Source organism: Variovorax fucosicus (genome assembly GCF_030316825.1).
GTDB lineage: Bacteria > Pseudomonadota > Gammaproteobacteria > Burkholderiales > Burkholderiaceae_C > Variovorax > Variovorax fucosicus.
This window is the reverse complement of record NZ_JASZYU010000001.1, coordinates 368,751-392,603: the sequence shown is the minus strand read 5'-3', so window position 1 is coordinate 392,603 and position 23,853 is coordinate 368,751. Positions and strand designations below refer to the sequence as shown.

At 65.2% G+C, this 23,853-nt stretch carries 25 protein-coding genes; 17 read left to right on the top strand and 8 right to left on the bottom strand.

All coding sequences use genetic code 11. The features are described from left to right. Positions 1–14 precede the first annotated feature (14 nt). On the bottom strand, positions 15–938 hold the full coding sequence (locus QTI05_RS01850) for a LysR family transcriptional regulator (RefSeq protein ID WP_286623328.1): 924 nt from the start codon (positions 936–938) through the stop codon (positions 15–17). A gap of 137 nt (positions 939–1,075) precedes the next feature. Here QTI05_RS01850 and QTI05_RS01845 point away from each other — a divergent pair, with 137 nt between their 5' ends. Continuing rightward, positions 1,076–2,386 carry an aminotransferase class V-fold PLP-dependent enzyme gene (locus QTI05_RS01845; RefSeq protein ID WP_286622699.1) on the top strand — a complete coding sequence of 437 codons (1,311 nt, stop codon included), beginning with the start codon at positions 1,076–1,078 and terminating at the stop codon, positions 2,384–2,386. A 28-nt stretch (positions 2,387–2,414) separates the two neighbouring features. On the opposite strand, the gene QTI05_RS01840 is transcribed toward QTI05_RS01845, so the two are convergent. Then, on the bottom strand, positions 2,415–3,311 hold the full coding sequence (locus QTI05_RS01840; protein WP_286622698.1) for a LysR family transcriptional regulator: 897 nt from the start codon (positions 3,309–3,311) through the stop codon (positions 2,415–2,417). Positions 3,312–3,404: 93 nt separating this feature from the next. Between QTI05_RS01840 and QTI05_RS01835 the strand changes: the two genes are divergently transcribed. The 4 genes from QTI05_RS01835 (at position 3,405) to QTI05_RS01820 (ending at position 6,807) form a co-directional block, all read left to right on the top strand. Beyond that, complete coding sequence (locus QTI05_RS01835; RefSeq protein WP_286542362.1) at positions 3,405–4,088, top strand: RraA family protein; 684 nt, start codon at positions 3,405–3,407, stop codon at positions 4,086–4,088. A gap of 118 nt (positions 4,089–4,206) precedes the next feature. Continuing rightward, entirely contained in the window at positions 4,207–5,118 is a 912-nt protein-coding gene (locus tag QTI05_RS01830) for a Bug family tripartite tricarboxylate transporter substrate binding protein (protein WP_286657777.1), read from the top strand. A 38-nt stretch (positions 5,119–5,156) separates the two neighbouring features. Beyond that, a complete protein-coding gene (locus tag QTI05_RS01825) occupies positions 5,157–5,795 on the top strand; it encodes a 4-carboxy-4-hydroxy-2-oxoadipate aldolase/oxaloacetate decarboxylase (protein WP_286622696.1) in 639 nt (212 codons plus the stop codon). Between the two features lie 40 nt (positions 5,796–5,835). Further along, positions 5,836–6,807 (top strand): Bug family tripartite tricarboxylate transporter substrate binding protein, encoded by a 972-nt coding sequence (locus QTI05_RS01820; RefSeq protein ID WP_286622695.1) that lies wholly within the window; start codon positions 5,836–5,838, stop codon positions 6,805–6,807. Between the two features lie 35 nt (positions 6,808–6,842). Here QTI05_RS01820 and QTI05_RS01815 read toward each other — a convergent pair whose 3' ends face one another. After that, the gene (locus tag QTI05_RS01815; RefSeq protein WP_286622694.1) at positions 6,843–7,472 is read right to left on the bottom strand and encodes an alpha/beta hydrolase; all 630 of its coding nucleotides are present in this window, start codon (positions 7,470–7,472) and stop codon (positions 6,843–6,845) included. 33 nt (positions 7,473–7,505) lie between these two features. After that, positions 7,506–8,402: a LysR family transcriptional regulator gene (locus QTI05_RS01810; RefSeq protein WP_286622693.1), complete on the bottom strand. Its 897-nt coding sequence runs from the start codon at positions 8,400–8,402 to the stop codon at positions 7,506–7,508. A 104-nt stretch (positions 8,403–8,506) separates the two neighbouring features. Between QTI05_RS01810 and QTI05_RS01805 the strand changes: the two genes are divergently transcribed. From QTI05_RS01805 to QTI05_RS01785, 5 genes are read left to right on the top strand one after another with little or no spacing between them, the layout of a single operon-like run. Then, a complete protein-coding gene (locus QTI05_RS01805; RefSeq protein ID WP_444812856.1) occupies positions 8,507–9,379 on the top strand; it encodes an HTD2 family dehydratase in 873 nt (290 codons plus the stop codon). 13 nt (positions 9,380–9,392) lie between these two features. Continuing rightward, positions 9,393–10,562 (top strand): acyl-CoA dehydrogenase family protein, encoded by a 1,170-nt coding sequence (locus QTI05_RS01800; RefSeq protein WP_286622691.1) that lies wholly within the window; start codon positions 9,393–9,395, stop codon positions 10,560–10,562. Between the two features lie 16 nt (positions 10,563–10,578). Next, positions 10,579–11,760: a CaiB/BaiF CoA transferase family protein gene (locus tag QTI05_RS01795; RefSeq protein WP_286622690.1), complete on the top strand. Its 1,182-nt coding sequence runs from the start codon at positions 10,579–10,581 to the stop codon at positions 11,758–11,760. A 1-nt stretch (position 11,761) separates the two neighbouring features. Next, positions 11,762–12,622: an HpcH/HpaI aldolase/citrate lyase family protein gene (locus QTI05_RS01790; RefSeq protein WP_286622689.1), complete on the top strand. Its 861-nt coding sequence runs from the start codon at positions 11,762–11,764 to the stop codon at positions 12,620–12,622. Positions 12,623–12,660: 38 nt separating this feature from the next. Next, complete coding sequence (locus QTI05_RS01785; protein WP_286622688.1) at positions 12,661–13,653, top strand: tripartite tricarboxylate transporter substrate binding protein BugD; 993 nt, start codon at positions 12,661–12,663, stop codon at positions 13,651–13,653. On the opposite strand, the gene QTI05_RS01780 is transcribed toward QTI05_RS01785, so the two are convergent. After that, positions 13,641–14,579: a LysR family transcriptional regulator gene (locus tag QTI05_RS01780; RefSeq protein ID WP_286622687.1), complete on the bottom strand. Its 939-nt coding sequence runs from the start codon at positions 14,577–14,579 to the stop codon at positions 13,641–13,643. The genes QTI05_RS01785 and QTI05_RS01780 overlap by 13 nt on opposite strands. 120 nt (positions 14,580–14,699) lie before the next feature. Between QTI05_RS01780 and QTI05_RS01775 the strand changes: the two genes are divergently transcribed. The 4 genes from QTI05_RS01775 (at position 14,700) to QTI05_RS01760 (ending at position 18,304) form a co-directional block, all read left to right on the top strand. Further along, a complete protein-coding gene (locus QTI05_RS01775) occupies positions 14,700–15,857 on the top strand; it encodes a CaiB/BaiF CoA transferase family protein (protein ID WP_286622686.1) in 1,158 nt (385 codons plus the stop codon). Between the two features lie 20 nt (positions 15,858–15,877). Then, a complete protein-coding gene (locus QTI05_RS01770) occupies positions 15,878–16,864 on the top strand; it encodes a hydroxymethylglutaryl-CoA lyase (protein WP_286622685.1) in 987 nt (328 codons plus the stop codon). After that, positions 16,861–17,241 carry a VOC family protein gene (locus QTI05_RS01765; RefSeq protein WP_286622684.1) on the top strand — a complete coding sequence of 127 codons (381 nt, stop codon included), beginning with the start codon at positions 16,861–16,863 and terminating at the stop codon, positions 17,239–17,241. The genes QTI05_RS01770 and QTI05_RS01765 overlap by 4 nt, the downstream gene beginning before the upstream one ends. A 94-nt stretch (positions 17,242–17,335) precedes the next feature. Further along, a complete protein-coding gene (locus QTI05_RS01760; RefSeq protein WP_286622683.1) occupies positions 17,336–18,304 on the top strand; it encodes a Bug family tripartite tricarboxylate transporter substrate binding protein in 969 nt (322 codons plus the stop codon). A 21-nt stretch (positions 18,305–18,325) separates the two neighbouring features. Here QTI05_RS01760 and QTI05_RS01755 read toward each other — a convergent pair whose 3' ends face one another. From QTI05_RS01755 to QTI05_RS01745, 3 genes are all read right to left on the bottom strand, one after another. Continuing rightward, positions 18,326–18,727: a hypothetical protein gene (locus QTI05_RS01755; protein ID WP_286622682.1), complete on the bottom strand. Its 402-nt coding sequence runs from the start codon at positions 18,725–18,727 to the stop codon at positions 18,326–18,328. A 93-nt stretch (positions 18,728–18,820) separates the two neighbouring features. Then, the gene (locus tag QTI05_RS01750; protein WP_286542391.1) at positions 18,821–19,510 is read right to left on the bottom strand and encodes a FadR/GntR family transcriptional regulator; all 690 of its coding nucleotides are present in this window, start codon (positions 19,508–19,510) and stop codon (positions 18,821–18,823) included. Positions 19,511–19,517: 7 nt separating this feature from the next. Beyond that, entirely contained in the window at positions 19,518–20,450 is a 933-nt protein-coding gene (locus QTI05_RS01745) for a dihydrodipicolinate synthase family protein (RefSeq protein WP_286622681.1), read from the bottom strand. A 163-nt stretch (positions 20,451–20,613) separates the two neighbouring features. Between QTI05_RS01745 and QTI05_RS01740 the strand changes: the two genes are divergently transcribed. The 3 genes from QTI05_RS01740 to QTI05_RS01730 all read left to right on the top strand — a co-directional run bounded on the left by QTI05_RS01740 (position 20,614) and on the right by QTI05_RS01730 (position 23,852). Then, complete coding sequence (locus QTI05_RS01740; RefSeq protein WP_286622680.1) at positions 20,614–21,807, top strand: extracellular solute-binding protein; 1,194 nt, start codon at positions 20,614–20,616, stop codon at positions 21,805–21,807. A gap of 87 nt (positions 21,808–21,894) precedes the next feature. Beyond that, positions 21,895–22,992 (top strand): ABC transporter ATP-binding protein, encoded by a 1,098-nt coding sequence (locus tag QTI05_RS01735; protein WP_286622679.1) that lies wholly within the window; start codon positions 21,895–21,897, stop codon positions 22,990–22,992. Beyond that, positions 22,989–23,852, top strand: a complete 864-nt coding sequence (locus tag QTI05_RS01730) for an ABC transporter permease (protein ID WP_286542397.1) — start codon at positions 22,989–22,991, stop codon at positions 23,850–23,852. The genes QTI05_RS01735 and QTI05_RS01730 overlap by 4 nt, the downstream gene beginning before the upstream one ends. The last annotated feature ends 1 nt before the right edge of the window (position 23,853 follow it).

Genomic DNA, 23,853 nt, shown 5'->3' with positions numbered 1-23,853 from the left:
CCGCGGCGCTGCGCTCAGGTTGCGCCGGCGCTGCCCTCATCTGTTCCCTGGAACATCCGGGTGAAGTCGCAGCAGCCTTGCGCCAGCGTGATGATCGATGCAAGCAGCGCGCTGCGGTGTTCGCCCTTGTACATCGCCACGTAGGTGACCGGGGGCAGGGCCGGCGTGACGTCGAGGACCCTGAGCGAGCCGGCATCGATCATGCGGCCCACTGCGCTCTTGGGCAGGTAGCTCACGCCCAATCCGGCAATGGTCAGGCCGATGAGCGCCACCAGGTTGTGGATGACGATGGGCTTCGCAGGCTGGATGCCCAGGTCTTTCATCCAGCTGTCGTAGAGCAGGCCCGTACCGGACTTGCGCCCCTGGATCAGCATGCGATGCCCGGCAAGCTCATGCAGGCGGATCGGTCCTTCTTCCGTCACGAAGCCCGGCTTGCACATCCATGCGCTCTCGACCTGTCCGACGGCCTTGCTGGGAATGCGCGTCTCGGCAAACGCATCGGGCACGACGATCAGGTCCAGCTCGTCGGCCAGCACCTTCTCGCGCAGGTTGACGCTGCTGTCCACGTCGGGCTCCAGCGAGACCTTGGGGTAGTCCTGCTGGATCAGTTCGACCCAGCGCGGAAACCAGGTCATGGCCGTGAGTTCGGTCACGCCGATGCGCACGCGCCGCTCGATCACCTCGAGGCGGCTGAACTGCTCGACGGCCGCGTCGCGCTGGTCGAGCAGGCTCTTGGCCAGCAAGAACATTTCCTCGCCCTTGTCGGTGAGGCGAGCGGAGCGCTGGGTTCGATCGAACAGCTCGGTGTCGAACACCATTTCGAGTTCGTGCACGCGCTTGGAAACTGCCGACTGCGAGGTGTGGAGCTTGTTGGCCGCGAGGGCAAAGCTGCCCAGCTGGCCGATCCAGTAGAGGGCTTCCAACTGCTTGAAGGTCATCATGGGGAGAGCAGGGCAGTTGCGTTCGTTGAACTCTTTTTGTCATCGAATCGTATCGAGAAATATCGCTTTTGGATATCTTCGGCGAATCGGAAAATCACGCTGGATTCTCTTCACGCTTGACCAGGATGCAGCCAATGAATGCCGCCAAGGGCGAACTCTTCTCCGATGCCTTGATGCAGGAAATCAAGGGCCGATTTCACTACGTCGACCACGACATGACAGGCCGTGAGCGGCTGTACTTCGACAACGCGGGCGGCTCCTTTCGCCTGAAGGCCGCGGTCGAACAATTCGCGCGCATCGACGCCTTGCCCGACAACCCGGAACGCATCCACGAACTGGCGCTGTTCCTGCAGGCCGTCCAGGCCCGCGGCACGGACGATGTCCGCACCATCCTCAATGCGAAGGGCGGCAGCGTGTACGCCTCGCTCACCGCGTCGGGCGGAATGTTCGACATGGTTCGCGCCATTGCCGAGCATGTTCCCGGCACGAACATGGTGACGACCGCGCTCGAGCATCCGTCTTCATTCGATGCCATGTCGCTCTATGCCGGGCGGCTTGGCAAGGAGCTTCGCGTCGCAAAGTCGAACCCGGTCACGGGCGGTGTCGACGTCGACGAAATCGTCGGGCTGGTCGACAAGGACACGGCACTGCTGAGCGTGATCTACGCTTCCAACATCTCGGGTGCCAAGCTGGACATTCAGCAGATCGTTGAGCGGGCGCGACGCATCAAGCCGGATCTCTACATCGTGGTCGACGCGGTACAGCATGCGCCGCATGGCCTCATCGACCTTCAGAAGACGCCCATCGATGGCATCAACATCGCGCCCTACAAGTTCTTCGGATGCCGCGGGTCGGGCATGTCGTGGCTCTCCGAGCGCGCATCGGTGCTGCCGCACCACAAGCTCGCCGGGAAAAAGAAAGACTTCTGGGATCTGGGCAGCGCCGCCACGTGGCAATTTGCGGTGGTGACCGAGATCGTGAACTACGTGTGCTGGCTCGGTGCGCAGTTCGCCCCGAGCGACGATCGCCGCGCGCTCTTCGTCACCGGCATCCAGAAGATCGAACTGCACGAGCGCGCCTTGCTCTCGCACATGCTCGATGGCGACGACGGCACGCCGGGCCTGCGCCGCATGGACGGCGTCAAGGTTTTCCTGGACTACGAAGACCTGACGAAGCGCGACCTGATCCTGGCCATCGGCATCGACAACCTCGAACATGCGCAGGCAGTTCGCGAGTACGAGAAGCGGGGTGTCATCGTCTATGAGCGCGTCGCCACGAGCCTCTATTCGAAACGCATGCTCGATTCGTTCGGCCTCGAAGGCGCAGTCCGCGTCTCGCCGCTTCATTGCAACTCGGTCGCGGACGTTCGCCGCTTTCTCCGTGTCACGCTGGAGATCCAGCAGGCATTGGCAGTTGCCGCACCGCTCGCGATGAAGGCCGGCTGACGCGCTGGCCTTCCCGGCGAATCGGCCGCTAGCGTGCCAATGACTGCATCAGCACGATGTCGAGGAAAGCATCCACGAGCTGGTGTTGAGTGTCTTTCCGACGGATCGCAAAAACGTTCGCAGTTGTCTTGACGCCCTTGACGGGGAGAAAGCGCACGTCGCTGCGGTTGTTGTCCGCAACGGACTTGCCGACCAGCGCAAAGCCCAGCCCTGCGGCGACCAGGCACAGCGCCGTGTGGATCTCCTTCGCTTCATAGGCGACTCGCGGCTTGATCCCGGCCTCTTCCAGCGCCTGGAGGGTGTGCCGGGAAAAGCTGCTGTTGGGATCCTTGGGGTAGCTGATGAAGGGGAGCCCGGCGAGATCTCCCGGGTTCAGGCGCTTGCGTCGCGCCAGCGGGCTGACCGATGGCAGGGCCACCAACAGCGGGTCCGTGAACAGGGGGGTGCACTCCAGATCGTCTTCCGCGTCGAAGGGCCCGATCGCTCGGGCCAGGCCGACGTGGATCAGTCCGCTGCGCAAGGCTTCGCCCTGATGCTCCGTGAGGATTTCGGTGAGATCGATTCGCACCTTGGGCGCGCTGACGCTCATGCTGAACACCGCGTTCGGCAGCACGGAAAAGATCGTCGAGCGTGTGAATCCGATGCTCAGCCATCCGATGCGGCCCAGCGTGAGGTCCTTGGCCTCTTCCAGCAAGCGCTGCGAGTCCGACAGCAGTGCCTTGGCCTTCGGATAGAAAAACGTCCCGAGTGGCGTCAGCTTCATGGGCCGCGTGGACCGGTCGAACAGCTTGCCGCCGAGCAGGCCCTCCAGCTGCGCAATCTGCATGCTGACCGCGGCGGGCACAACGTGCAGCCTGGTGGCAGCAAGGTTCGCACTCTCGGTTTCCACGACCTCGCAAAAGAATCGCAGCGGCTTCAAGTTCATAAATATTGATCTTATCGTCAGAAATCGTTGTTTGCATTCGTGGTTGCCTTAACTCAGCATCGAGTCCTGCCACTTCCACCCCTGGAGACAACCATGACTTCCGATGTGAACGAGCCGCAATGGCTCTCGCAAAGCCGCTCGCTCTCGACCGCCGAGGTGTCCGACGCCCTCGACTTTTTCAATCTGCCCGGCAGTGCCTTGGGCATCCGACCGGTCGCCGGGCCGGCCCGGCTTTTCGGCCAGGCGTTCACGGTTCGCTTCGCGCCGATCGACCGCTTCCAGCCGGGCACCGTGGGGGACTTCATCGATCGCCTGTTGCCCGGCAGCGTGGCCGTGCTGGACAACGCAGGCAGGCTGGACTGCACCGTCTGGGGCGGCATCCTGAGCCAGCTCGCTGTTCACAAGCGGATCGGTGGAACCGTGGTGCACGGCGTGTGCCGCGATACGGCCGAAGCCGACGAAGCCGGCTACGCGCTCTATGCCTGCGGCAAGTTCATGCGCACCGGCAAGGATCGGGTGCAGGTCGAAGCCTATGAGCAGCCGGTGATGCTCGGCGACGTGCGCGTATGCCCGGGCGACCTTGTGATCGGCGATGCCGATGGCGTCGTCGTGGTGCCTCGCCTGCGCATGCAGGAGGTGCTCACCAAGGCCCTGGAGACCCGGGTCGTCGAGGCGCAGATCCTCGAAGCCGCACTGGACGGCATGCCGCTGGCCGAAGCCCGGAAGAAATACGGCTATCACACCCTGCAGCGCTCGGCGACGACGCTCGCGGCGTAGCTGGCGCGCGTTCACGGCAATGTCGAAACATCAAATTGGAGACAACATGAAACCAGCTCTTCATCGCTTCGTTGCAGGTGCGTTGGGTGCAGCGATGGCTGCGGCTGCTTGCGGTGCCATGGCCCAGACAGCCTACCCCTGCAAGGTCGTGAAGCTCGTGTCGCCCTATCCGCCTGGCGGCACTACCGACATTCTTGCGCGGCTGGTGGCGCCGGGCCTCGCGAAGGAACTGGGCACAACGGTGATCGTGGACAACAAGGGCGGCGCCAGCAGCAACATCGGCACCGAGTTCGTATCGGGCGCTGCGCCCGACGGCTGCACCTTGCTGCTGGGAAACAACACGGGTGTGGTCATCAACCGCAATCTCTACAAGCTTCGCCTCGATCCCGTCAAGGCACTCACGCCCATTGTCGAGGTGGCCTCCGTGCCGCTGGTCTTGTATGTCAACGCTTCCGAGTCCGCGAAGACGGTCGATCAGCTCGTTGCGGCGGTCAAGGCGGCGCCCGGGAAGTACAGCTTTGCTTCCGGTGGAAGCGGCAGCCCGCAACATCTGATGGGGGAACTGCTGAAGCTCGAGATGAAGCTGGACATGACGCACGTGCCCTATCGCGGACAGGGCCCGGCGCTGCAGGACGTGATTGCGGGGCAAGTGCCGGTCGCATTCGAGACCACCACGGCGATTGCCTCGCAACTCGTCGGAGGCGGGCGCATTCGAGCGCTTGCAACGACCGGCAGTACACGTTCCAAAAACCTCCCCGACGTCCCGACGATGAAGGAGCTCGGCTACGGGAATTTCGTGGTCGAGAACTGGTACGGCATCTTCGCCCCCGCGAAGACGCCGCCTGCTCTTGCCGAGCGTTTGAATCGCGACCTGGTCAAGGTGCTCAAGAGCCCGGACGTGGCGAAGAGCCTCGCAGAGATGGGCTCGCGCGACGTCGCGGGCAGTTCCGGGCAGTTCAGCCAGTTCATCGACAAGGAACTTCCTTACTGGGAATCCCTGGTCAAGCGTTCCGGCGCGAAGGTGGACTGAGCGGCCGCGAGGTCATTCCGAATCTTCTGGAGATTTTCTTGGCTACTCTTGAACAACTGAACCAGCTGCGCGATCTCGGTGCAGCGACCGTGTACGAGGCGCAAGGCGCCAAAGGTGCGCTCGACCATGGCATGAAGCCGATTGATCCCACCGTGCGCCTGGCTGGTCCGGCCTTCACCGTCGACTGCCGCCCGGCCGACAACCTGATGCTGCACTACGCAGTGCAGAAGGCGAAGTCCGGTGACGTGCTGGTGGTCGACGCCAAGGGCTTCATGGAAGCCGGTCCGTGGGGCGACGTGCTGACGATCCAGGCGATGAAGGTCGGCATCGTCGGCCTCGTGATCAACGGCTGCGTGCGTGACGCCAACCTCATTATCGAACTGGGCTTTCCGGTGTTCTGCCGCGGCCTGTCGATCAAGGGCACCGGCAAGAACCAGCCCGGCAGGATCAACGTGCCGATCGCCATCGGCGATGTGCTGATCCACCCCGGCGACATCATCGTCGGCGATCGCGACGGCCTGGCGGTGGTGCCGCTCGATGAAGTCGAGTCCGCCATTGCCAGCAGCCTCGCGCGTGAAGACAAGGAAGCCGGGCAGCGCAAGGCCATCGGCGAGGGCGCGATGACGGCCGATTTGCTCGGCCTCGCCGAAACGCTGCGCCGCTTCGGGCTGGCCTGACCGCGCTCTTCACCCGTTCCTCAATTCCTGGAGACATCCCATGATCAGAAAAGAATTCCTGAAACTCTGCGCCGTGGGCTTCGCCTTGGCCGCCGTCGGCCACGCCGCCATCGCACAGACCTATCCTCAGAAACCCATCCGCCTGATCGTGCCCTGGCCCGCCGGCGGCGCCACCGACGCGGTGGGTCGCGCGCTGGCAGAAGCCCTGCGCGTGCAGTTGGGGCAGAGCGTCATCGTCGACAACGTCGCTGGCGCCGGCGGCAACATCGGAACGCAGCAGTTCATTCGCCAGCCCGCGGATGGCTACACGCTGCTGTTGGCCACCAGCTCGACCAATTCGGCCAATCCCTACCTCTACAAGAAAACCGGCTTCGACCCGGTCAAGGACTTCACGCCAGTTGCCTCGCTGGCTGTCATTCCCAGCGTGATGATCGTGGCGGCCGGGTCGCCCTACAAGGCGCCTGCAGACATCATCAAGGCGGCGAAGGCGACGCCGGGCAAGTTGTCGTACGGCTCCGGCGGGGTCGGGAACTCGGCGCATCTGGCGGGCGAGTTGTTCAAGTCGGTTGCCGGTATCGATGTGATCCACGTGCCCTACAAGGGCAGCTCACCGGCACTCACCGACGTGATGGCGGGCCAGCTCGACTACATGCTCGACACCGGGGCTTACGGCCAGATCAAGGGCGGCAAGATCCGCGCTATTGCCGTCGCTTCGAACAGGCGGCACCCGATGCTGCCTTCGGTTCCGACATTCGAAGAACTGGGCATCAAGGGCATGGCGATGAACGCCTGGTACGGCCTGGCGGCACCGGCGAACACGCCGCCTGCCGTGGTCGAGCGGCTCAACGCGGCCGTGCAGGCCAGCTTCAAGGCCGGTGATCTGGGCAAGCGGCTCGCCGACATCGGCGCCGAAGTCCGTCCGGGCGACGCGGCGAGTTTCTCGAGCTTCTGGAAATCGGAACTCGACCGCTATGCCGGCCTCGTCAAGCTCACGGGCGCAACCCTGGACTGATCAACGGCTTGTTCGCGCGGGGCCGTCCCGTGCGGTCAACGCGGCTTCATGTGCGCGACCACCAGGGCGCGCAGCACGGCGAGCTTGCCCTTGAAGAAGTGATCCGCGCCCGGTATCACCGTCACCGGGTGCACGTCTTGCCTGGCCCACTGGAGCACAGCCTCCAGCGGCACGCGCTCATCGAACTCGCCATGCACCAGCAAGGCGCCGGCGGGCAGGGGCTCCGGGGCGTAGTGCCGCTGGCCTTCCACGTGGCCGACCGGGAAGCCGGCGAGGATCACATGGTCCGCGCCGTGGCCGGCGCGCGCCATCCGCCCCGCCACGCCGGCCTGGACGAAGGCACCGAACGAGAAGCCGATCAACGCCACCGGCAGGCTGCCGAACTCCGCGCGCAGCATCCGGAGCAGCTCGAACAGGTCGTCGACTTCACCGATGCCTGCATCGTGCTTTCCCGAACTGGCGCCCACTCCGCGAAAGTTGGGGCGCACAGCGATCCAGCCCAACTCGAGCACGGCCTTGGCGAGCAATTGAGGGATCTTGTGCTCGGCGGAGCCTCCGAGCAGGGGCTGAGGGTGTGCGACCAGCGCGATGCCCCGGGGGGATTCAACGGGCTTATCGAGAAAGACCTCGATGGTCCCGGACGAAATTTCGATCAGTCGTTGCATGGTTTGCAGATGCACAAGGGCGGTTTGCGGGCTTCAGCCCGGTCTGTGGGCCGCACAGAGGATGTCGACCAGCTCGCCGGCATAGCTTGGCAGCCTGGCCCGTTCGCGAACCAGCAAATAGCGCTCCCGCACGCACCAGGGGTCGGTCAACTCGATCAGAGCGAGCTGCATGGCATCCTTGTTGCGTCGCGCCGCAGACTCGGGCACGACACCGATGCCGACGCCGCTGCTGATCATCCGGCACATCGCGTCGAAGTTGCTGAGCCGCACGCGCAGCCGCTGGTGCTTGCCGAGGTTGTCGGTGATCTGGCTCAGGAAAGCCTGAAGGGTGCTGCCCTGCTGCATGCCGATCGCGTCTTCGTCCAGCGTCTCCACGAAGGAGATGCGACGACGCTTGGCAAAGCGATGTTTCCGCGAGGTCACCAGCACGAGCCGGTCGGTGCTGAAGTGAATGCTCTCGAGCCCCAGGGTATCGACCTGGCCCGCGACGATGCCGACGTCCGCGCGCCCGTCCAGCACGCCGCGCGGAATCAGAGCATTCGGCTTTTCCTGAAGGTCGACGCTGATCTGCGGGTTTCGGTTCAGGAACCCCGGAAGGACCTCGGGCAGCAGGTCGGTCACCGCCGTCGTGTTGGCGAAGATGCGCAGATGGCCGCGCAAGCCGCCGCGGTATTCGTGCAGCTCGCCGCGCAACTGCTCGGCCTGCGCCAGCAGCAGGCGGGCATGGTGCAAAAGCGCTTCGCCCGCAGGCAAAAGACGCACGCCGCGCGCCTCGCGTGTGAGCAACTGAACCTCGCACTTGGACTCCAGCGCCTTGATTCGCGCACTGGCCGCGCCAAGCGAAAGGTGCTGGCGTTCGGCGGCGCCCGTGATGCTTCCGATTTCCGCGACGGCGAGGAAGAGGCGCAGGTCTGTCTGGTCGAACTGCATGCCGGAAATTCTAGCGAGCCTTTGGAGATTTCGAAGGCTTGGTACAGAAATCGCAGATTGTGCAGCGGTGCGGCAGCGGCGACCATGACGTCATGCAAGGAGACATGACGATGCTGGATGAACGAGAGATCGGTGCGCTTCAGGCGTGGCAAGGCCGCAGCGAGACGTTTGCAGACTGCATCACTGCTGCACCCGTGCGCGCGCTGTCGGCCACGCTGGACCGCGACGATCCGCTGCCGGAGGCCGGCACGCCGCTGCCCGCGCTGTGGCATTGGCTGTACTTCCTGCCACACCACCGGCAGTCGGAGATCGGGCCGGACGGCCATGCCAGGCGCGGTGGCTTCCTGCCCCCGGTGCCGCTGCCGCGCCGCATGTGGGCCGGCGGGCGGCTGGCGTGGGAAGCGGGCAACCCGCTGCGCGTGGGCGATGCTGTGAAGCGCACGTCGACCATCGCGTCGGTCACGCACAAGGCCGGCCGTACCGGCGAGCTGGTGTTCGTGCTGGTGCGGCACGAGGTTCACAACGAGCGCGGGCTGGCGCTGACCGAAGAGCACGACATCGTCTACCGCGCCGCGGCCGCGCCGGGCGAGGCGGCACCGCCGCCGACCGCGGCACAGAAAGACGCCGCCTTCAGCCGCGACCTGCTGGCCGACGACGTGCTGCTGTTCCGCTATTCGGCGCTGACCTTCAATGGCCACCGCATCCACTACGACCGCCGCTACGTGACCGAAGTCGAGGGCTATCCGGGCCTGATCGTGCACGGCCCGCTGATCGCCACGCTGCTGGTCGACCTGCTGCGCCGCGAGAAGCCCGAAGCGGCGTTCGCACGCTTCGAGTTCCGCGCGGTGCGCCCCACCTTCGACATCGCGCCTTTCCGTGTGCACGGACGCCCCGAAGCCGACGGCAAGACCTTCCGCCTCTGGGGCGAAGACGCCGACGGCTGGCTGACGATGCAGGCCACCGCAACCCTCGCTTGAAAAAACGAATCCCATGAAAACCCAAGTCCCGACCCCCGACGCCCATCAGGACATGCGCGACGCACTGCGCGCCGTGTGCGGCCAGTTCGATTCCGCGTATTGGCAGAAGGTTGACCACGAGCGTGGCTACCCCGATGCATTTGTGGATGCCCTGACCGAGGCCGGCTGGCTCGCCGCGCTGATTCCGGCCGAGTACGGCGGCTCGGGCCTCGGGCTGGCCGAAGCGTCGGTCATCATGGAAGAGATCAACTTCTCGGGCGGCAATGCCGGCTCGTGCCACGGCCAGATGTACAACATGGGCACCTTGCTGCGCCATGGCAGCGAGGCGCAAAAGCGCCAATACCTGCCCGACATCGCAAGCGGCAAGCTGCGCCTGCAGACCATGGCCGTCACCGAGCCGACCACCGGCACCGATACCACCAAGATCAAGACCAGCGCCGTGAAAAAAGGCGATCGCTACGTGGTCAATGGGCAGAAGGTGTGGATCTCTCGCATCCAGCATTCCGATCTGATGATCCTGCTGGCGCGCACCACGCCGCTGGCCGAGGTCAAGAAAAAGTCCGAGGGCATGTCGATCTTCATCGTCGACCTGAAGCAGGCGATCGGCAACGGCATGACGGTGCGACCGATTCTCAACATGGTGAATCACGAGACCAACGAAGTCTTCTTCGACAACCTCGAGATCCCGGTCGAGAACCTGATCGGCGAGGAGGGCAAGGGCTTCAAGTACATCCTCGACGGGCTGAACGCCGAGCGCACGCTGATCGCCGCCGAATGCATCGGCGACGCCTGGTGGTTCATCGACAAGGCGCGCCGCTACGCCAGCGACCGCAACGTGTTCGGTCGCGCCATCGGCCAGAACCAGGGCATCCAGTTCCCCATTGCCGACAACTACATCGAAGCCGAAGCGGCCAACCTGATGCGCTTCAAGGCCTGCACGCTGTTCGACGCTGGCCAGCCCTGTGGCGCCGAGGCCAACATGGCCAAGTACCTGGCGGCCAAGGCGAGCTGGGAAGCGGCCAACACCTGCCTGCAGACACACGGCGGCTTCGGCTTTGCCTGCGAATACGACGTGGAGCGCAAGTTCCGCGAGACGCGCCTCTACCAGGTCGCGCCGATCTCGACCAACCTCATCTACTCGTACGTGGCCGAGCACCTGCTCGGATTGCCGCGTTCGTTCTGAGCCGGAGCACAAAGCCATGACAAGACCGCTCGACGGCATCACCGTCATCTCGCTCGAACACGCGATTGCTGCGCCGTTCTGCACGCGCCAGCTGGCCGACCTGGGCGCCCGCGTGATCAAGGTCGAGCGCCCCGGCGTCGGCGACTTTGCGCGTGCCTACGACCAGCGCGTCGACGGCGAGGCCTCGCACTTCGTCTGGGTGAATCGCTCCAAGGAAAGCCTGACGCTCGATCTGAAGCAGCCGGCCGCGCAGGCGGTGCTGATGGAGCTGATCGCCGATGCGGACGTGCTGGTGCAAAACCTCGCACCCGGCGCCGCGGCGCGCATGGGACTGGGGGCAGAGGCGCTGCAGGCCAGGTACCCGCGGCTCATCGTCTGCGACATCTCGGGCTACGGCGAAGATGGCCCGTACCGCGACAAGAAGGCGTACGACCTCCTGATCCAGAGCGAGGCCGGTTTTCTGTCGGTCACCGGCACGGCCGACGAGCCTTGCAAGTCCGGCAATTCGATCGCCGACATCGCCGCCGGCATGTACGCGTACACCGGCGTGCTGGCCGCACTGCTGCAGCGTGGCAAGACCGGCAAGGGATCGCACATCGACGTTTCGATGCTCGAGTCGCTGGCCGAGTGGATGGGCTTTCCGATGTACTACGCCTACGAGGGCGCCGCGCCGCCACCGCGCAGCGCGGCATCGCACGCCACGATCTATCCGTACGGTCCGTTCGCCGCGGGCGATGGCGGCACCGTGATGCTGGGCCTGCAGAACGAGCGCGAGTGGCGCGTGTTCTGCGAGAAGGTGCTGCTGCAACCGGCGCTGGCCGCCGATCCGCGCTTCGACGCCAACGCCAAGCGCAATGCGAACCGTGCTGCCTTGAAGGCAATCATCGTCGAGGCCTTCGGCACGCTGGGCACGGCGCAGATCGAAGAGCGCCTGGACGCCGCGCAGATCGCCAACGCGCGCATGAACGACATGGCCGGGCTGTGGGCGCATCCGCAGTTGAAGGCGCGCGAGCGCTGGCGCGAAATCGGCTCGCCGGCCGGCGCCATCCCGGCACTGCTGCCGCCGGGGCGCCAGAGCGCATTCGACTACCGGATGGACGCCGTACCCGCCATCGGGGAGCACACCGAAGCCATCCTGCGCGGCCTGGGCCGCAGCGACGCCGACATTGCTGCGCTGCGCGCTGCCGAGGCCATCTGACATGCACACCGCATCTGCGCTGGCACTGGCCCGCACCTTTCTGTTCGTGCCGGCCGATCGGCCCGAGCGCTATGTGCGCGCGCTGGGCACGGGCGCCGGCGCGGTGATCATCGATCTGGAAGACGCCGTCGCGCCGGACAAGAAGGCATCGGCCCGCGCTCTCCTCGAAGAGGGATTCCTCGCCTTGCCGGAGATCGACCGTGCGCGTCTGCTGGTTCGCGTCAATGCAGCGGGCACGCCATGGCACGACGAAGACAAGGCGCTGGCGGCACGGTTGGCCTTGGCCGGACTCCCCGGCCTCGTCGCCCCCAAGGCCGAAGACCCGCGCGATCTGGCGGGGTTGGCAGAAGCCCTGGGGCCCACCGGCGTGCTGGTGCCGCTGATCGAGTCTGCCGCGGGCTGGGCTTCCCTGGACGCCATCGCCGCCGCACCCCAGGTGTTGCGCCTCGCGTTCGGGCATCTGGACTTTCAGGCCGATCTCGGTCTTGCCTGCGATGCCGACGAGGTGGAACTGGTGTCGGTTCGACTGGCGATTGTTCTGGCCTCGCGCCGCGCCGGGCTTGCGGCCCCCGTCGACGGCGTCACGGCCGATTGGCGCGACGCGGCCCGACTGGAATCCGACGCGAGACGTGCGCGGCGCGGCGGGTTCGGTGGCAAGTTGTGCATCCATCCCGAACAGGTTGCACCGGCGCACCGGGCGCTGGGGCCGAGCGTCGAAGAGCTCGCCTGGGCGCACCGGGTCATCGGCGCCGCGCAGGCCGCGCGCGGCAGCGTCATCAGCCTCGACGGCCGCATGGTCGATCTGCCGGTGGTAAAGCTTGCCGAGCGGCTTCTCTCACTCGATGCACAGGGTCAACTTTGACCGCGGTATTCAGCCAGATTCATAACGGAGACAAAGACATGAAATTGAACAGCAACTTGCGCGCGGGAGCATGGATCGTTGCATGCGCAGCGGCCCTCTCGACACCCGCCATGGGCCAGGGCGCATGGCCCGACAAGCCGGTCACCCTGGTGGTGCCGTATTCCGCAGGGGGGCCGACCGACGTCGTGGCCCGCATGCTCGCGATTCCGATGGGGAAGTCGCTGGGGCAGACGGTCATCGTCGAAAACACGGTGGGGGCCGGCGGCACCATCGCCGCCACACGCGTGGCGCGCGCGGCGCCCAACGGCTACACCATCCTGATCCACCACATGGGCATGGCCACGGCGCCGGCGCTCTACAAGAAGCTTGCCTACGATCCCCTGAAGGACTTCGAGTACATCGGCCAGGTCATGGACGTACCAATGACGCTGCTGTCGCGCAAGGACTTTCCGGCGAAGAATTTCCAGGAGCTTCTCACCTACGTGAAGGCGAACAAGGAAAAGGTTTCGATCGGCAATGCCGGCATCGGCGCGGTATCGCAGCTTTGCGGCATGCTGTTCATCCATCAGATCGGCGTGAAGCTGACCGAGGTGCCTTACAAGGGGGCCGGGCCCGCGCTCAACGACCTCATGGGCGGGCAGGTCGATCTGCTGTGCGACCAGACCACCCAGACGGCGCCCGTGATCAAGGACGGCAATCGGGTGAAGGTCTATGGCGTCACCACGTCGAAGCGCCTTTCAACCATGCCCGACCTTCCGACGCTGGACGAGCAGGGCCTCAAGGGCTTCGAAGTCAAGGTGTGGCATGGCGTCTATGCGCCGAAGAACACGCCGCCGGAGGCACTGGCCAAGCTGAACGTGGCGCTGCGCGCTGCATTGCAGGATGACCACGTCAAGAAGCGGCTGGCCGAACTCAGTTCGGAAATCGTTTCGCCCGAGAAGGTCACGCCCGAGGGCCTGCGCAAGCACCTGGAGGCAGAGACGGTGAAGTGGGGCAAGGTCATCCGCGCCGCCGGCGTTCAGGCCGAGTAGCCGGATTCCTTCGCGCCGCCTGCGGGAAGCTGCAGGTGCTCCACCATCAACCGCGCCGCAGCCGAGAGCGGGCGCGCTGCGCTGTAGCCGAGCATCAGGTGGCGATGCGCCCAATCATCGGTCAGGCGCACGGCCTTCAGCCCGCGCGGGCCCAGGCGCTCCTTGCAGGCGGCCAGGGGGAGCACGCCAACGCCGAGCCGGGCGGCAATCATCTGGCACATGGCGTCGAAGCTGCGAACCTGTACCCGCAGCCGCAAGGGCCGCCCGGCATTGGCCGCAGCGCGGGAGGTGAGTTCGAGCAATGAACTGCCCCGGTTCAACCCCACGAAGTCGTGATCGAGGCTGTCGGCAAAGGCGATCTTCCTGAATTTGCCAAGCGGGTGGTTTCTGACGCAGAGCAATACCAGTTCGTCCTTGCGAAAAGGCGCGAGCGTGAGGCCTTCGGCGGGCGTGCCTTCGGCAAATACACCCAGGTCCGCCAGGCCGTCGAGCAGCGCGCGAACGATGTCGCCACTCAACTGTTCCTCGATGTCCACACGTATGCCGGGCTGAAGCGCCATGAAGTCGGACAGGACCGTTGGCAGGAACTCGGTCAGCGCCGACATGTTGGCCCACAGGCGCACGTGGCCACGGTAGCCCTCCGAATAGTCGGCCAGCTCCGTGCTGAAGAGCTCGAATCCCTGAAACAACCGCATCGCGTGCTGGGCCGCGGCATGCCCCGCTGGCGTCACCGTCACGCCTTGCACGCTGCGCTCCAGCAGCTGCGTACCTGTCGCGGATTCGAAATCGCTAAGGCGCCTGCTGGCCGCCGACAACGCGAGATGGCACTGCGCAGCACCCTTGGTGATGCTTCCGCTTTGCACCACGGCACAGAACAGCCGGAGCGTCACGAAATCGACCCGCGCTGGATTGATGGTGTTCTTCACGGTGTCAGGCTTTGGGGGAGCTTCGCAAAATGCGAAGGATACATGCCGAGAGGGCAATTCCTGCAGAGCGCTCCTTAGACCTAGATTCACCTCTTCGAAGCTTGCGAAAGAGATGGAGACATGAAAGCGCTACAGGGCCTCAAGGTGCTCGAACTGGGACAGCTGATCGCAGGGCCGTTCGCGGGCAAGACGCTTGCCGAGTTCGGCGCGGATGTCATCAAGGTCGAGCCTGCCGGCGTCGGCGATCCGCTTCGCAAGTGGCGGCTGCTGCGCGACGACACCTCGGTGTGGTGGGAAGTCCAGTCGCGCAACAAGCGCTCGGTGTGCCTGGATCTCCGGTCGCCCGAAGGCCAGGAGGCCGTCAGGACGCTTGCGCTCGAAGCCGACGTGCTGATTGAAAACTTCAAGCCCGGCACCCTGGAGGGGTGGGGGCTTGGATGGGAGCAGCTCCATGCGCTGAACCCCCGCCTGATCATGCTTCGCATCTCGGGCTATGGACAGACGGGGCCGTACCGTGACAAGCCCGGATTCGGGGTGCTGGGCGAGGCAATGGGCGGGCTGCGGCATCTCACCGGCGAGCCCGGTCGCGTGCCGGTGCGCGTTGGCGTGTCGATCGGCGACACGCTGGCTGCGCTGCATGGCGTGATCGGCGTTCTCACCGCACTGCATCACCGCACGGCACATGGCGGAGAGGGCCAGTTCATCGACGTCGCGCTCTATGAATCGGTGTTCAACGTCATGGAGAGCCTGGTTCCGGAACACGATGCGTTCGGTGCCGTGCGTGAACGGGCGGGCAGTGCGTTGCCCGGCATCGCGCCGACCAACGCCTACCGATGCAACGACGGCCAGTACGTGCTGGTGGCGGGCAACGGAGACAGCATCTTCCGGAGGTTGATGCGCGCCATCGATCGGGCCGACCTGGAGAACGATCCGGAGCTGACCCACAACGATGGCCGCGTGCGCCGCGTCGAGGAGATCGACGCTGCGATCGAGGCATGGACGCGGGAGCGCAGCCGCGACGACGTGCTGGCCGTGCTCGACGGTGCAGGCGTGCCGGTCGGCCGCATCTACTCGGTGGCGGACATTGCCACCGACCCGCAGTACCTGGCCCGCGAAATGATCGTGGAATCCCCGACCTCCGACGGTCGAACCCTCAAGGTGCCTGGCGTGGTGCCCAAGCTCAGTGCGACGCCCGGCGGCATCGCACATGCCGCGCCGCGCCTCGGGCAACACACCGAAGACCTGCTGCGTGGCGGCTGGCCCGCCCGCTCCCTCTGAGCTTCAAGGATCCGGACCCCATGAACCACGGCAACAACGAGCGGCTGCTCATCAACGAGGTCGCCACGCGCGACGGCTTCCAGATGGAGGCTAACTTCATACCAACCGAGGACAAGATCGCACTGATCGACCGGTTGAGCGGCCTCGGCTACGCCAAGATCGAGGTGACTTCGTTCACCTCGCCCAAGGCCATACCGGCGCTGCGCGATGGCGAGGAGGTGATGGGGCGGATCGTCCGCCGGCCGGGCGTGGTCTATACCGCACTGGTGCCGAACCTGCGCGGCGCGGAGCGTGCTCTCGACGTGAACATCGACGAGTTCAACATCGTCATGTCGACCAGCGAGACGCACAACCTCAGCAACCTCCGGATGACGCGGGAGCAGTCATTCGCGCAGCTCGCCGAAGTGATCGCTCTGGCGCGAGGCGCCGACGTGCCGGTGAACGTGTCGCTCTCGTGCGTGTTCGGCTGCCCGATGGAGGGAGAGGTTGCGCAGGACACCGTGCTCGGCTGGATCGACCGGTTCGCGGATCTCCGCGTGCAGGGGATCACGCTGTGTGACACGACGGGGATGGCGTTCCCCACGCAAGTCCAGGCGCTGTGCCGGGCGGCGATGGAACGCCATCCGGAACTGCAGTTCACAGCCCATTTCCACAACACCCGGGCGATGGGGTTGGTCAACAGCGTGGCGGCCGTGGAGGCAGGCATCCGGCGTTTCGACATGTCGCTGGGCGGGATCGGCGGATGCCCCTACGCGCCCGGCGCCACCGGCAACGTCGCGACCGAGGATGTGGTCCACATGCTGCAGTGCATGGGCTACGACACCGGCATGGATCTGGAAGGCCTGATTGCCGCCACCGCACAACTGCAACAGCTCGTGCAGCACGACTTGCCAAGCCAGCTGCCGCGAGCAGGCCACCGGCTGACCCGACATCAGCCGCCAGCCGATTTCCCCGAGATCGTCGCACGAGCCGCCGCAAAGGGCGACGCGAAGGAGTACCGCGCGTGATCGACCATCTTGACCACCTGGTACTCACGACCACGGACGAGAAGGCGTGCATCGGCTTCTACGTGGACGGGCTCGGCATGAGTCTCGAGTCATTCGGCGAGGACCGGAAGGCTTTCCGCTTCGGCAACCAGAAGATCAATCTGCACGTCAAAGGCAAGGAGTTCGAGCCGAAGGCGCACACGCCGGTGCCTGGTGCGCTCGACCTGTGCTTCATCGCAAGCATGCCGCTGGACGACGTGATGGCTGAACTCCGGCGCAAAGGCCTGACGATCGTGGAAGGCCCGGTGATGCGAACCGGAGCGGTTGCGCGCATTCGCTCGGTGTACCTGCGCGACCCCGATCTCAACCTGATCGAGATCTCCGAGATCGCGCCATGAAGGTTGTATTTCTCGACGCGGGCACGCTGCCGCAGCCGCTGCGCACACCGGCAGGTGGGCAAATTCCTGAACACAAATCAACGGAGACAAAACCATGAAAAATGCGATCCTTGCATCGCTCGCAATCGGCGCTTCCGCAGTCTGCGTCGCCGCCGCGCACGCCGACACTTATCCTTCCAAGCCCATCACCATCGTGGTGCCAACCGCCGCCGCCGGCTCGACGGACATCATGGCGCGTCTGGTCGGCGAGCAACTGCAGCAAGCGCTGGGGCAGCCCGTCGTCGTCGACAACAAACCGGGCGCAAGCGGCAACATCGGCACCGAGGCCGTGGCCCGCGCCGCGCCCGATGGCTACACGCTGCTGATGCAGTACTCCGGCTATCACGTGGGCAATCCTGCGCTCTTTCCGCAGATCCGCTGGAAGACCAGCGACTTTGCGCCGATCGCGCTGGTGATGCGGGCGCCGCATGTCATCGCCGTGAGCGGGACGCTTTCCGCAACGAACCTGAAGGAGCTCATCGCCCACGGGCAGAAGAACAGCAAGGGCCTTTTCTACGCGTCCTCGGGCAACGGCTCCATCCAGCACATCGCCGGCGAGATGTTTGCGCGCCAGGCGAAGGTTCCGGCAACGCACGTCCCCTACAAGGGCGCCGGCCCGGTCGTGGTCGACCTGATCAGCGGGCAGGTGGACATGTTCATCACCACGCCGCCGTCGGTGATCGGGCAGGTGCAGGCAGGCAAGATCAAGGCGCTTGCCTACGCGGGCGCCAAGCGGCACCCGTCGATGCCCAATGTGCCGACGGCCGCCGAGGCAGGCTTGCCCGGCTACGAAGTCGAGTCCTGGTTTGCCCTGTTCGCGCCGGCCAAGACACCGCCCGCCGTGGTCGCACGGCTGACGGCCCAGATCAAATCCATCGTCGAGAGCGAGGCCTACAAGAAGAAGGTGGAGGATCAAGGCGCGTTTGCCGCCTACATGGATCCACCGACGCTCGCAAAATTCGTCGATCAGGAGACGGCGATGTGGTCGAAGGTGATCAAGGACGGAAACATCAAGGCGGATTGAGGCAACTGCCCTGGCCTGCGTTCAATCGACGATCAACGCCGATCTCACACAACGCGCCCGGGGGTCGACGTAGTACCCGCCGTATTCGGTATAGCGAAGGGCGGGAAGCAGGCAACGGGTGCATCGGTAGACGTCGCATCGGTTGAACGGGAAGAAGTTCAGCGCAATGGGCGCATCCGGCGAGTCGTAGCGCGTGCCCGCCGGATGGAACTCTTCGAAAGTCGGCTCGTCGATTGAAGCGTCGCGCAAGGTCCCCTGCAGCTCCATGAGTTCGGCCGGCCAGCGCTCCTCCGGCATGCTTTCCCATCCGGTGGCACGTATCAGCCGGCAAGCACAGTTGCTCGCCGCATTGAAACGTTCTGCCTCCTCGGCCAGCTCTCTGAGCCGGCCGGCTTGCATCCGCATGTCGTGCTCGGTGTTCATTCGTTGCGCGATCGTACCTGCCTTGTGGCTGGTGCAGGAGATCACGGCACCGCTTGGCGTGGGCACACCGTCGGAAGGGCGCCGGAAGCCTGCTCAGCTGCCGAACATCCGGTTGCGCGCGCCTTCCAGGTGAACCCGCATGGCCTCCGATGCCGCGTGCGGATCACGTCGCTTGAGGGCCTCCAGGATCACCTCGTGCTCGGCCTGCACCAGTTTCTGCCGCTCCGTGCTCTTGAGCAGCGACAGGTTGCGCATGAGGTTCATGCTGAACAGCACCTGCGGCTGCATCGAGGCAATCACTGAACTGAAGAACTGGTTCCTGGATGCCCGGGCCACCGCGAGATGGAAGTCGAAGTCCTCGCGAACCCCCAGCGCGTGTTCGTTGATGACGACGTCGAGTTGTCGAAACTTGCGCTCGATGTCGGCCAGATCCGCGTCATCGGCCACGGTCGCGGCGAGCGCGGCCGCGCCGGGTTCCACGACGATGCGGAACTCGTAGCAGCGCTGGATGTCGGAGATCGTCTCGAGCGGTGTGAAGAGGGGCAGGTCGGGATCGGGCCGCCGGACCACGACCGTGCCGGAGCCTTGTCGGGTCGCGATGATGCCGTCGGCGCGCAGCCGCGACAGCGCTTCCCGGATCACCGGGCGCGACGCCGAAAATCGTGCGGTGAGCGCCTGTTCGGTGGGCAACTTCTGCCCTTCTGTGAATTCGCTCTCGACGATGCGGCCCAGGATTTCGCGGTAGACGCGATCCACCAGACCGACGGCTTGGCGGCTGCTCATGACGCGATCAGGCTGTGCCCGCAAAGCCATGGTTGTAGGCCAGCAGGTCTGACGCGGCCGCCCGGATCTCTGCATGACGAGCCCGCGGCGAGGCACTCAGCAGCGGCAGGTGCGGCCCCATGTCGGCCAGGCCCGAGAGCGTGACCGCGTCGTGCAGCACGCGGATCAGCGAGATCGAATCGCGTAGCGTTTCCAGCGGCATGAAGCGGTCGTAGATGGGCTGGGCCGCGTTCAGGTCGTTTGCCTTGAGCGCATGGAACAAGCGCTGGCACGGCGCCGGCGCGATGCAGCCCGATCCGGTCGTGAACGAAGCCAGGCCGAATTTCGCGAGATGCACGAGGGTAGGGCGCTCGCCCATGCCGCTGACGATCCGGGCGGGCGTGATGCGTGCCATCAAGGCCTGCAGGTAGGCGTCGTCGGCCGGATCGTTGCGCACGACGGCGTACTTCACGACCAGCACGCGCCCGTCGTCCACCAACTGGCCCAGCGCTTCGACGCCGATGCTGGCCTCGTCTTTGAGATAAAGGGTGACCGGCATTCCCAGGAAGTCGACGACACGCGAGATGCCTTCGACCAGGCCCTCGGGTGTCGTGAAACCTTGCATCGGCAGCACCATGGCCGTGCGGTAGCCGGTGCCGCGCAGCACCCGGGCCTGGTCCATCATCTTGCCGAAGTCAGGGCCGATCGCCGGAATCACGCGCGTCTCCGGCGCCGCGCTGTCGGCGAGCATGGCCAGCAACTCGCCGTACTCGTGAACCGACGCGTGATAGAAATTTGCGTTGCCGCCATAGAGCAGCGTGCGCACGCCGCCTGCCTCGATGTGGCGGATGAGCGTGCGGTTCTGCCCGGCGTCCAGCGACAGATCCGCGCGACGCGCCAGGGGCGGCACGGCGAGCACCGAGCCGGAAAATTCCTCTGCGGACAACGGGGACGTGTTCATGGTTTCCAGGAGTGGTGGGTGACGACAAGCTGACTAAATTGTAAGACAACTTTGGGCGCGTGGCCGGCGCATTAGGGTATCCCACCGGGGGAAACGCCGTTGACACTGCTCAAAGTTGTATTACAAAATCGTCGCACATCCCCACAACGTTCAGGAGACTCCCATGCGTCAAACCTCTGTCCCGCCCGGCCGCCGCGGCCTCCTTGCGGCCCTGTTGGGACTCGGTTTGTTCGGCAGCACGTGCGCACTCGCACAAGACCTTCCCATGCCGAAGGCGCCGGTCGTGATCAACATCATCGATGCCGCCGGCAATCTGGCCCTGACCCAGGGCGCGATGGAGGCCTACCAGGCGCAGAACCCCAAGCTGGTTTCGAGGTTCACCTTCACCAAGGCGCCGGCACCCGAGATTCCGGCCAAGGTCAAGGCCATGCAGGGCGCCGGCCGCAGCGACATCGACATGATCATCGTCGGCACCGATGCGCTTGCCGCCGGCCTCGAGATGGATCTCTGGGTCAAGCTCTTTCCCGATTTCTCGGCCAAGTTCCCGAACCTCAAGGACAACTACCTTCCCAACGCCTACAAGATGCAGCAGCTCGCCAGGGACCATGCGCTGGCGATCGTGTTCATGCCCGCCGGGCCCCTGGTGGAATACAACCCCGACAAGGTCAAGACACCGCCCGGCACGCCGCAGGAGCTGCTGGCCTGGTGCAAGGCGAATCCCAACAAGCTGATCTATGCGCGCCCCGCCAACTCGGGGCCGGGCCGCACCTTCCTGATGGGCCTGCCGTACCTGCTCGGCGACAAGGACCCGATGGACCCGGTGAAGGGCTGGGACAAGACCTGGGCATACCTGAAGGAACTCGATACCTGCATCGAGTACTACCCGACCGGCACCGGGGCCGTCATGAAGGAGTTGGGCGAGGGCTCGCGCGACATGACGCTGACCGTGACCGGCTGGGACATCAATCCGCGCGCCATCGGCATCGTGCCCAAGAACTACAAGGTGCTGCCGTTCAAGGGCATGACCTGGGTCAACGATGCGCACTACATCGTCATCCCCAAGGGCGTTCCGCCTGAAAAGCAGGCCGTCGTCCTGGATCTGATGGCCTTCCTGCTCAAGCCCCAGCAGCAGGCCATGACCTATGACAAAGGCTACTTCTACCCCGGCCCAGCGGTGAAGAACGTGCCGCTCTCGCTGGCGCCCAAGGAGAGCCAGGACGTCATCCAGGAATTCGGCCGACCCGAGTACGAAGGCTGGCTCGCGCAGTTCCCTCACGCGGCACCGCTGGAGGCCAAAGCCATGGTCGACGCGTTCCGGCGCTGGGACCAGGAAGTCGGCACGCGCAAGACCAAGTAACAGAGAGCGCGCTTCGCGCCCTTCAGTTGCGCATCCGGTGCGCCGACTGCAGGTGCGCGCAGACGCGTTCGCCTTCCCTATCTCTTCATGACTTCCAATTTCTCCGAACTGCGGCTCGACCGTGTGACCCGCCGCTTCGGCGGCGGCAAGGGCGCGCATCATTTCACCGCGCTCGATGCACTGAGCATGACCATCCGGCGCGGCGAATTCATCGCGCTGCTCGGACCTTCAGGTTGCGGCAAGTCGACCGCGCTCAACTGCATCGCCGGATTGCTGCCGGTGTCGGATGGCGGCATCTGGCTCGACGACACCCGCATCGACGTGCTGCCGCCCGAGAAGCGCGGCTTTGGCATGGTGTTCCAGAACTACGCGCTGTTTCCCCACATGAGCGTGGCGCGCAATGTCGCATTCGGGCTGACCATGCGCGGCCTGCCGGGTGGCGAAATCGCGCAGCGCGTCCAGCGCGCCCTCGACCTGGTGCAACTGAATGCGCATGCGCAGAAGCTGCCGGGCCAGTTGTCGGGCGGGCAGCAGCAGCGCGTTGCCATTGCGCGCGCGATCGTGATCGAGCCGCCCCTGGTGCTGATGGACGAGCCGCTCTCCAACCTGGACGCGAAGCTGCGGCTGGAAATGCGCGCCGAGATCCGGCGCATCCACCGCGAGCTTGGCCGCTCGACGATCTACGTCACGCACGACCAGGACGAGGCCCTGTCGCTGGCCGACCGCGTGGTGGTCATGAAGGACGGCGTCGCGCAACAGATCGCCGAGCCGCTGGCGATCTACAGCGAGCCGGCCAATCTCCATGTCGCCCGCTTCATGGGCTACCGGAACCTGCTGCCGATGAACCTGCGCAGCACCGACGGCGCCTTCGCCACGCTGGAGGCCGGTGGCTTCACGCTCAGGGCGCGCGCGATGCAGCCGCTGGGCACGGGCAAGACTGTGGTGGCGATCCGGCCCGAGGAGTTCGAGATCGTCGCCGATGCGGGGGAGAACACCTTCTCGGCCCAGGTGTCGAACGTCGAGTACTGCGGCCGCGACAACATCGTGGACGTGCAGACCGCCGGCGGACTCAAGCTCATCGTTCGCACCGATGCGCGGTTGCGCGCCGGCGACGCGATCGTGCTGGCCATCGCGCCGGACAGGGCGCTGGCCTATCCCGATGACGGCGCCGGTGCTTCGGCATGACGCAGCTCGAAACCTCCTCGTTCGACCGTTCGCTGCTGCTGCTGGTGCCGGCGACGCTGTTCATGATCGTGCTCTTCGTCTACCCGTTCCTCTACGGGCTGCAGCTCTCGTTCCGCCCGGCCGAGGGCGGCTGGCTTGCCAACTACGCGAAGTTCTTCGCCACCGACAACCTGTGGGGCACGATCGGCACCACCTTGAAGCTGGCGGTTCCGGCAACGGTCATCAACCTGGGCGTGGCGCTCCCCATCGCCTACCAGATGCGCAACAAGAGCCGCTACCAGAAATGGATCACCACGCTGCTGGTGATCCCGCTGACGCTCGGCACCGTGTTGATCGCGCAGGGCATGCTGGGCTATTTCGGCCCCAAGGGCTGGCTGTCGCAGGCCCTGCAGTTCCTGCACATCTACGAAGACCCGATCCGGCTGACGCACAACTACTGGGGCGTGCTGATCTCGCTGATCATCTCGGGCTTTCCGTTCGCCTTCCTGCTCACGCTGTCGTACATCACCGGCATCGATCCGACCTTGCCACGGGCTGCGGCGACCCTCGGGGCGTCGCCGTGGAACCAGTTCCGGCACATCTACCTGCCGCTGCTGGTGCCGGGCCTCGCGATGGCTTTCGCGCTGTCTTTCGTACAGGCGTTCTCGGTGTTCCCGTCGGCGGTGCTGCTGGGTTCGCCCGCCGGTGCGACGCGTGTGATCTCGATCGCCGCCTACGAGGCCGCCTTCGAACAATACGACTACTCGATGGCCTCCGCCGTCGCGATGGTGATGGGCCTGGTTCAACTGATCGTGGTGGTGGCGATCCTCAGCGCGCGCGGCATGTTCTACCGCGGTCCGGTATCGGGCGGAAAGGGCTGAC

What these genes read in the sequence shown, in the direction of transcription:
- QTI05_RS01850 (WP_286623328.1), bottom strand. Translation starts at nt 938, where the DNA reads ATGACCTTCAAGCAGTTGGAAGCCCTCTACTGGATCGGCCAGCTGGGC.
- QTI05_RS01845 (WP_286622699.1), top strand. Translation starts at nt 1,076, where the DNA reads ATGAATGCCGCCAAGGGCGAACTCTTCTCCGATGCCTTGATGCAGGAA.
- QTI05_RS01840 (WP_286622698.1), bottom strand. Translation starts at nt 3,311, where the DNA reads ATGAACTTGAAGCCGCTGCGATTCTTTTGCGAGGTCGTGGAAACCGAG.
- QTI05_RS01835 (WP_286542362.1), top strand. Translation starts at nt 3,405, where the DNA reads ATGACTTCCGATGTGAACGAGCCGCAATGGCTCTCGCAAAGCCGCTCG.
- QTI05_RS01830 (WP_286657777.1), top strand. Translation starts at nt 4,207, where the DNA reads ATGGCCCAGACAGCCTACCCCTGCAAGGTCGTGAAGCTCGTGTCGCCC.
- QTI05_RS01820 (WP_286622695.1), top strand. Translation starts at nt 5,836, where the DNA reads ATGATCAGAAAAGAATTCCTGAAACTCTGCGCCGTGGGCTTCGCCTTG.
- QTI05_RS01815 (WP_286622694.1), bottom strand. Translation starts at nt 7,472, where the DNA reads ATGCAACGACTGATCGAAATTTCGTCCGGGACCATCGAGGTCTTTCTC.
- QTI05_RS01810 (WP_286622693.1), bottom strand. Translation starts at nt 8,402, where the DNA reads ATGCAGTTCGACCAGACAGACCTGCGCCTCTTCCTCGCCGTCGCGGAA.
- QTI05_RS01805 (WP_444812856.1), top strand. Translation starts at nt 8,507, where the DNA reads ATGACGATGCTGGATGAACGAGAGATCGGTGCGCTTCAGGCGTGGCAA.
- QTI05_RS01800 (WP_286622691.1), top strand. Translation starts at nt 9,393, where the DNA reads ATGAAAACCCAAGTCCCGACCCCCGACGCCCATCAGGACATGCGCGAC.
- QTI05_RS01795 (WP_286622690.1), top strand. Translation starts at nt 10,579, where the DNA reads ATGACAAGACCGCTCGACGGCATCACCGTCATCTCGCTCGAACACGCG.
- QTI05_RS01790 (WP_286622689.1), top strand. Translation starts at nt 11,762, where the DNA reads ATGCACACCGCATCTGCGCTGGCACTGGCCCGCACCTTTCTGTTCGTG.
- QTI05_RS01785 (WP_286622688.1), top strand. Translation starts at nt 12,661, where the DNA reads ATGAAATTGAACAGCAACTTGCGCGCGGGAGCATGGATCGTTGCATGC.
- QTI05_RS01775 (WP_286622686.1), top strand. Translation starts at nt 14,700, where the DNA reads ATGAAAGCGCTACAGGGCCTCAAGGTGCTCGAACTGGGACAGCTGATC.
- QTI05_RS01770 (WP_286622685.1), top strand. Translation starts at nt 15,878, where the DNA reads ATGAACCACGGCAACAACGAGCGGCTGCTCATCAACGAGGTCGCCACG.
- QTI05_RS01760 (WP_286622683.1), top strand. Translation starts at nt 17,336, where the DNA reads ATGAAAAATGCGATCCTTGCATCGCTCGCAATCGGCGCTTCCGCAGTC.
- QTI05_RS01755 (WP_286622682.1), bottom strand. Translation starts at nt 18,727, where the DNA reads ATGAACACCGAGCACGACATGCGGATGCAAGCCGGCCGGCTCAGAGAG.
- QTI05_RS01750 (WP_286542391.1), bottom strand. Translation starts at nt 19,510, where the DNA reads ATGAGCAGCCGCCAAGCCGTCGGTCTGGTGGATCGCGTCTACCGCGAA.
- QTI05_RS01745 (WP_286622681.1), bottom strand. Translation starts at nt 20,450, where the DNA reads ATGAACACGTCCCCGTTGTCCGCAGAGGAATTTTCCGGCTCGGTGCTC.
- QTI05_RS01740 (WP_286622680.1), top strand. Translation starts at nt 20,614, where the DNA reads ATGCGTCAAACCTCTGTCCCGCCCGGCCGCCGCGGCCTCCTTGCGGCC.
- QTI05_RS01735 (WP_286622679.1), top strand. Translation starts at nt 21,895, where the DNA reads ATGACTTCCAATTTCTCCGAACTGCGGCTCGACCGTGTGACCCGCCGC.
- QTI05_RS01730 (WP_286542397.1), top strand. Translation starts at nt 22,989, where the DNA reads ATGACGCAGCTCGAAACCTCCTCGTTCGACCGTTCGCTGCTGCTGCTG.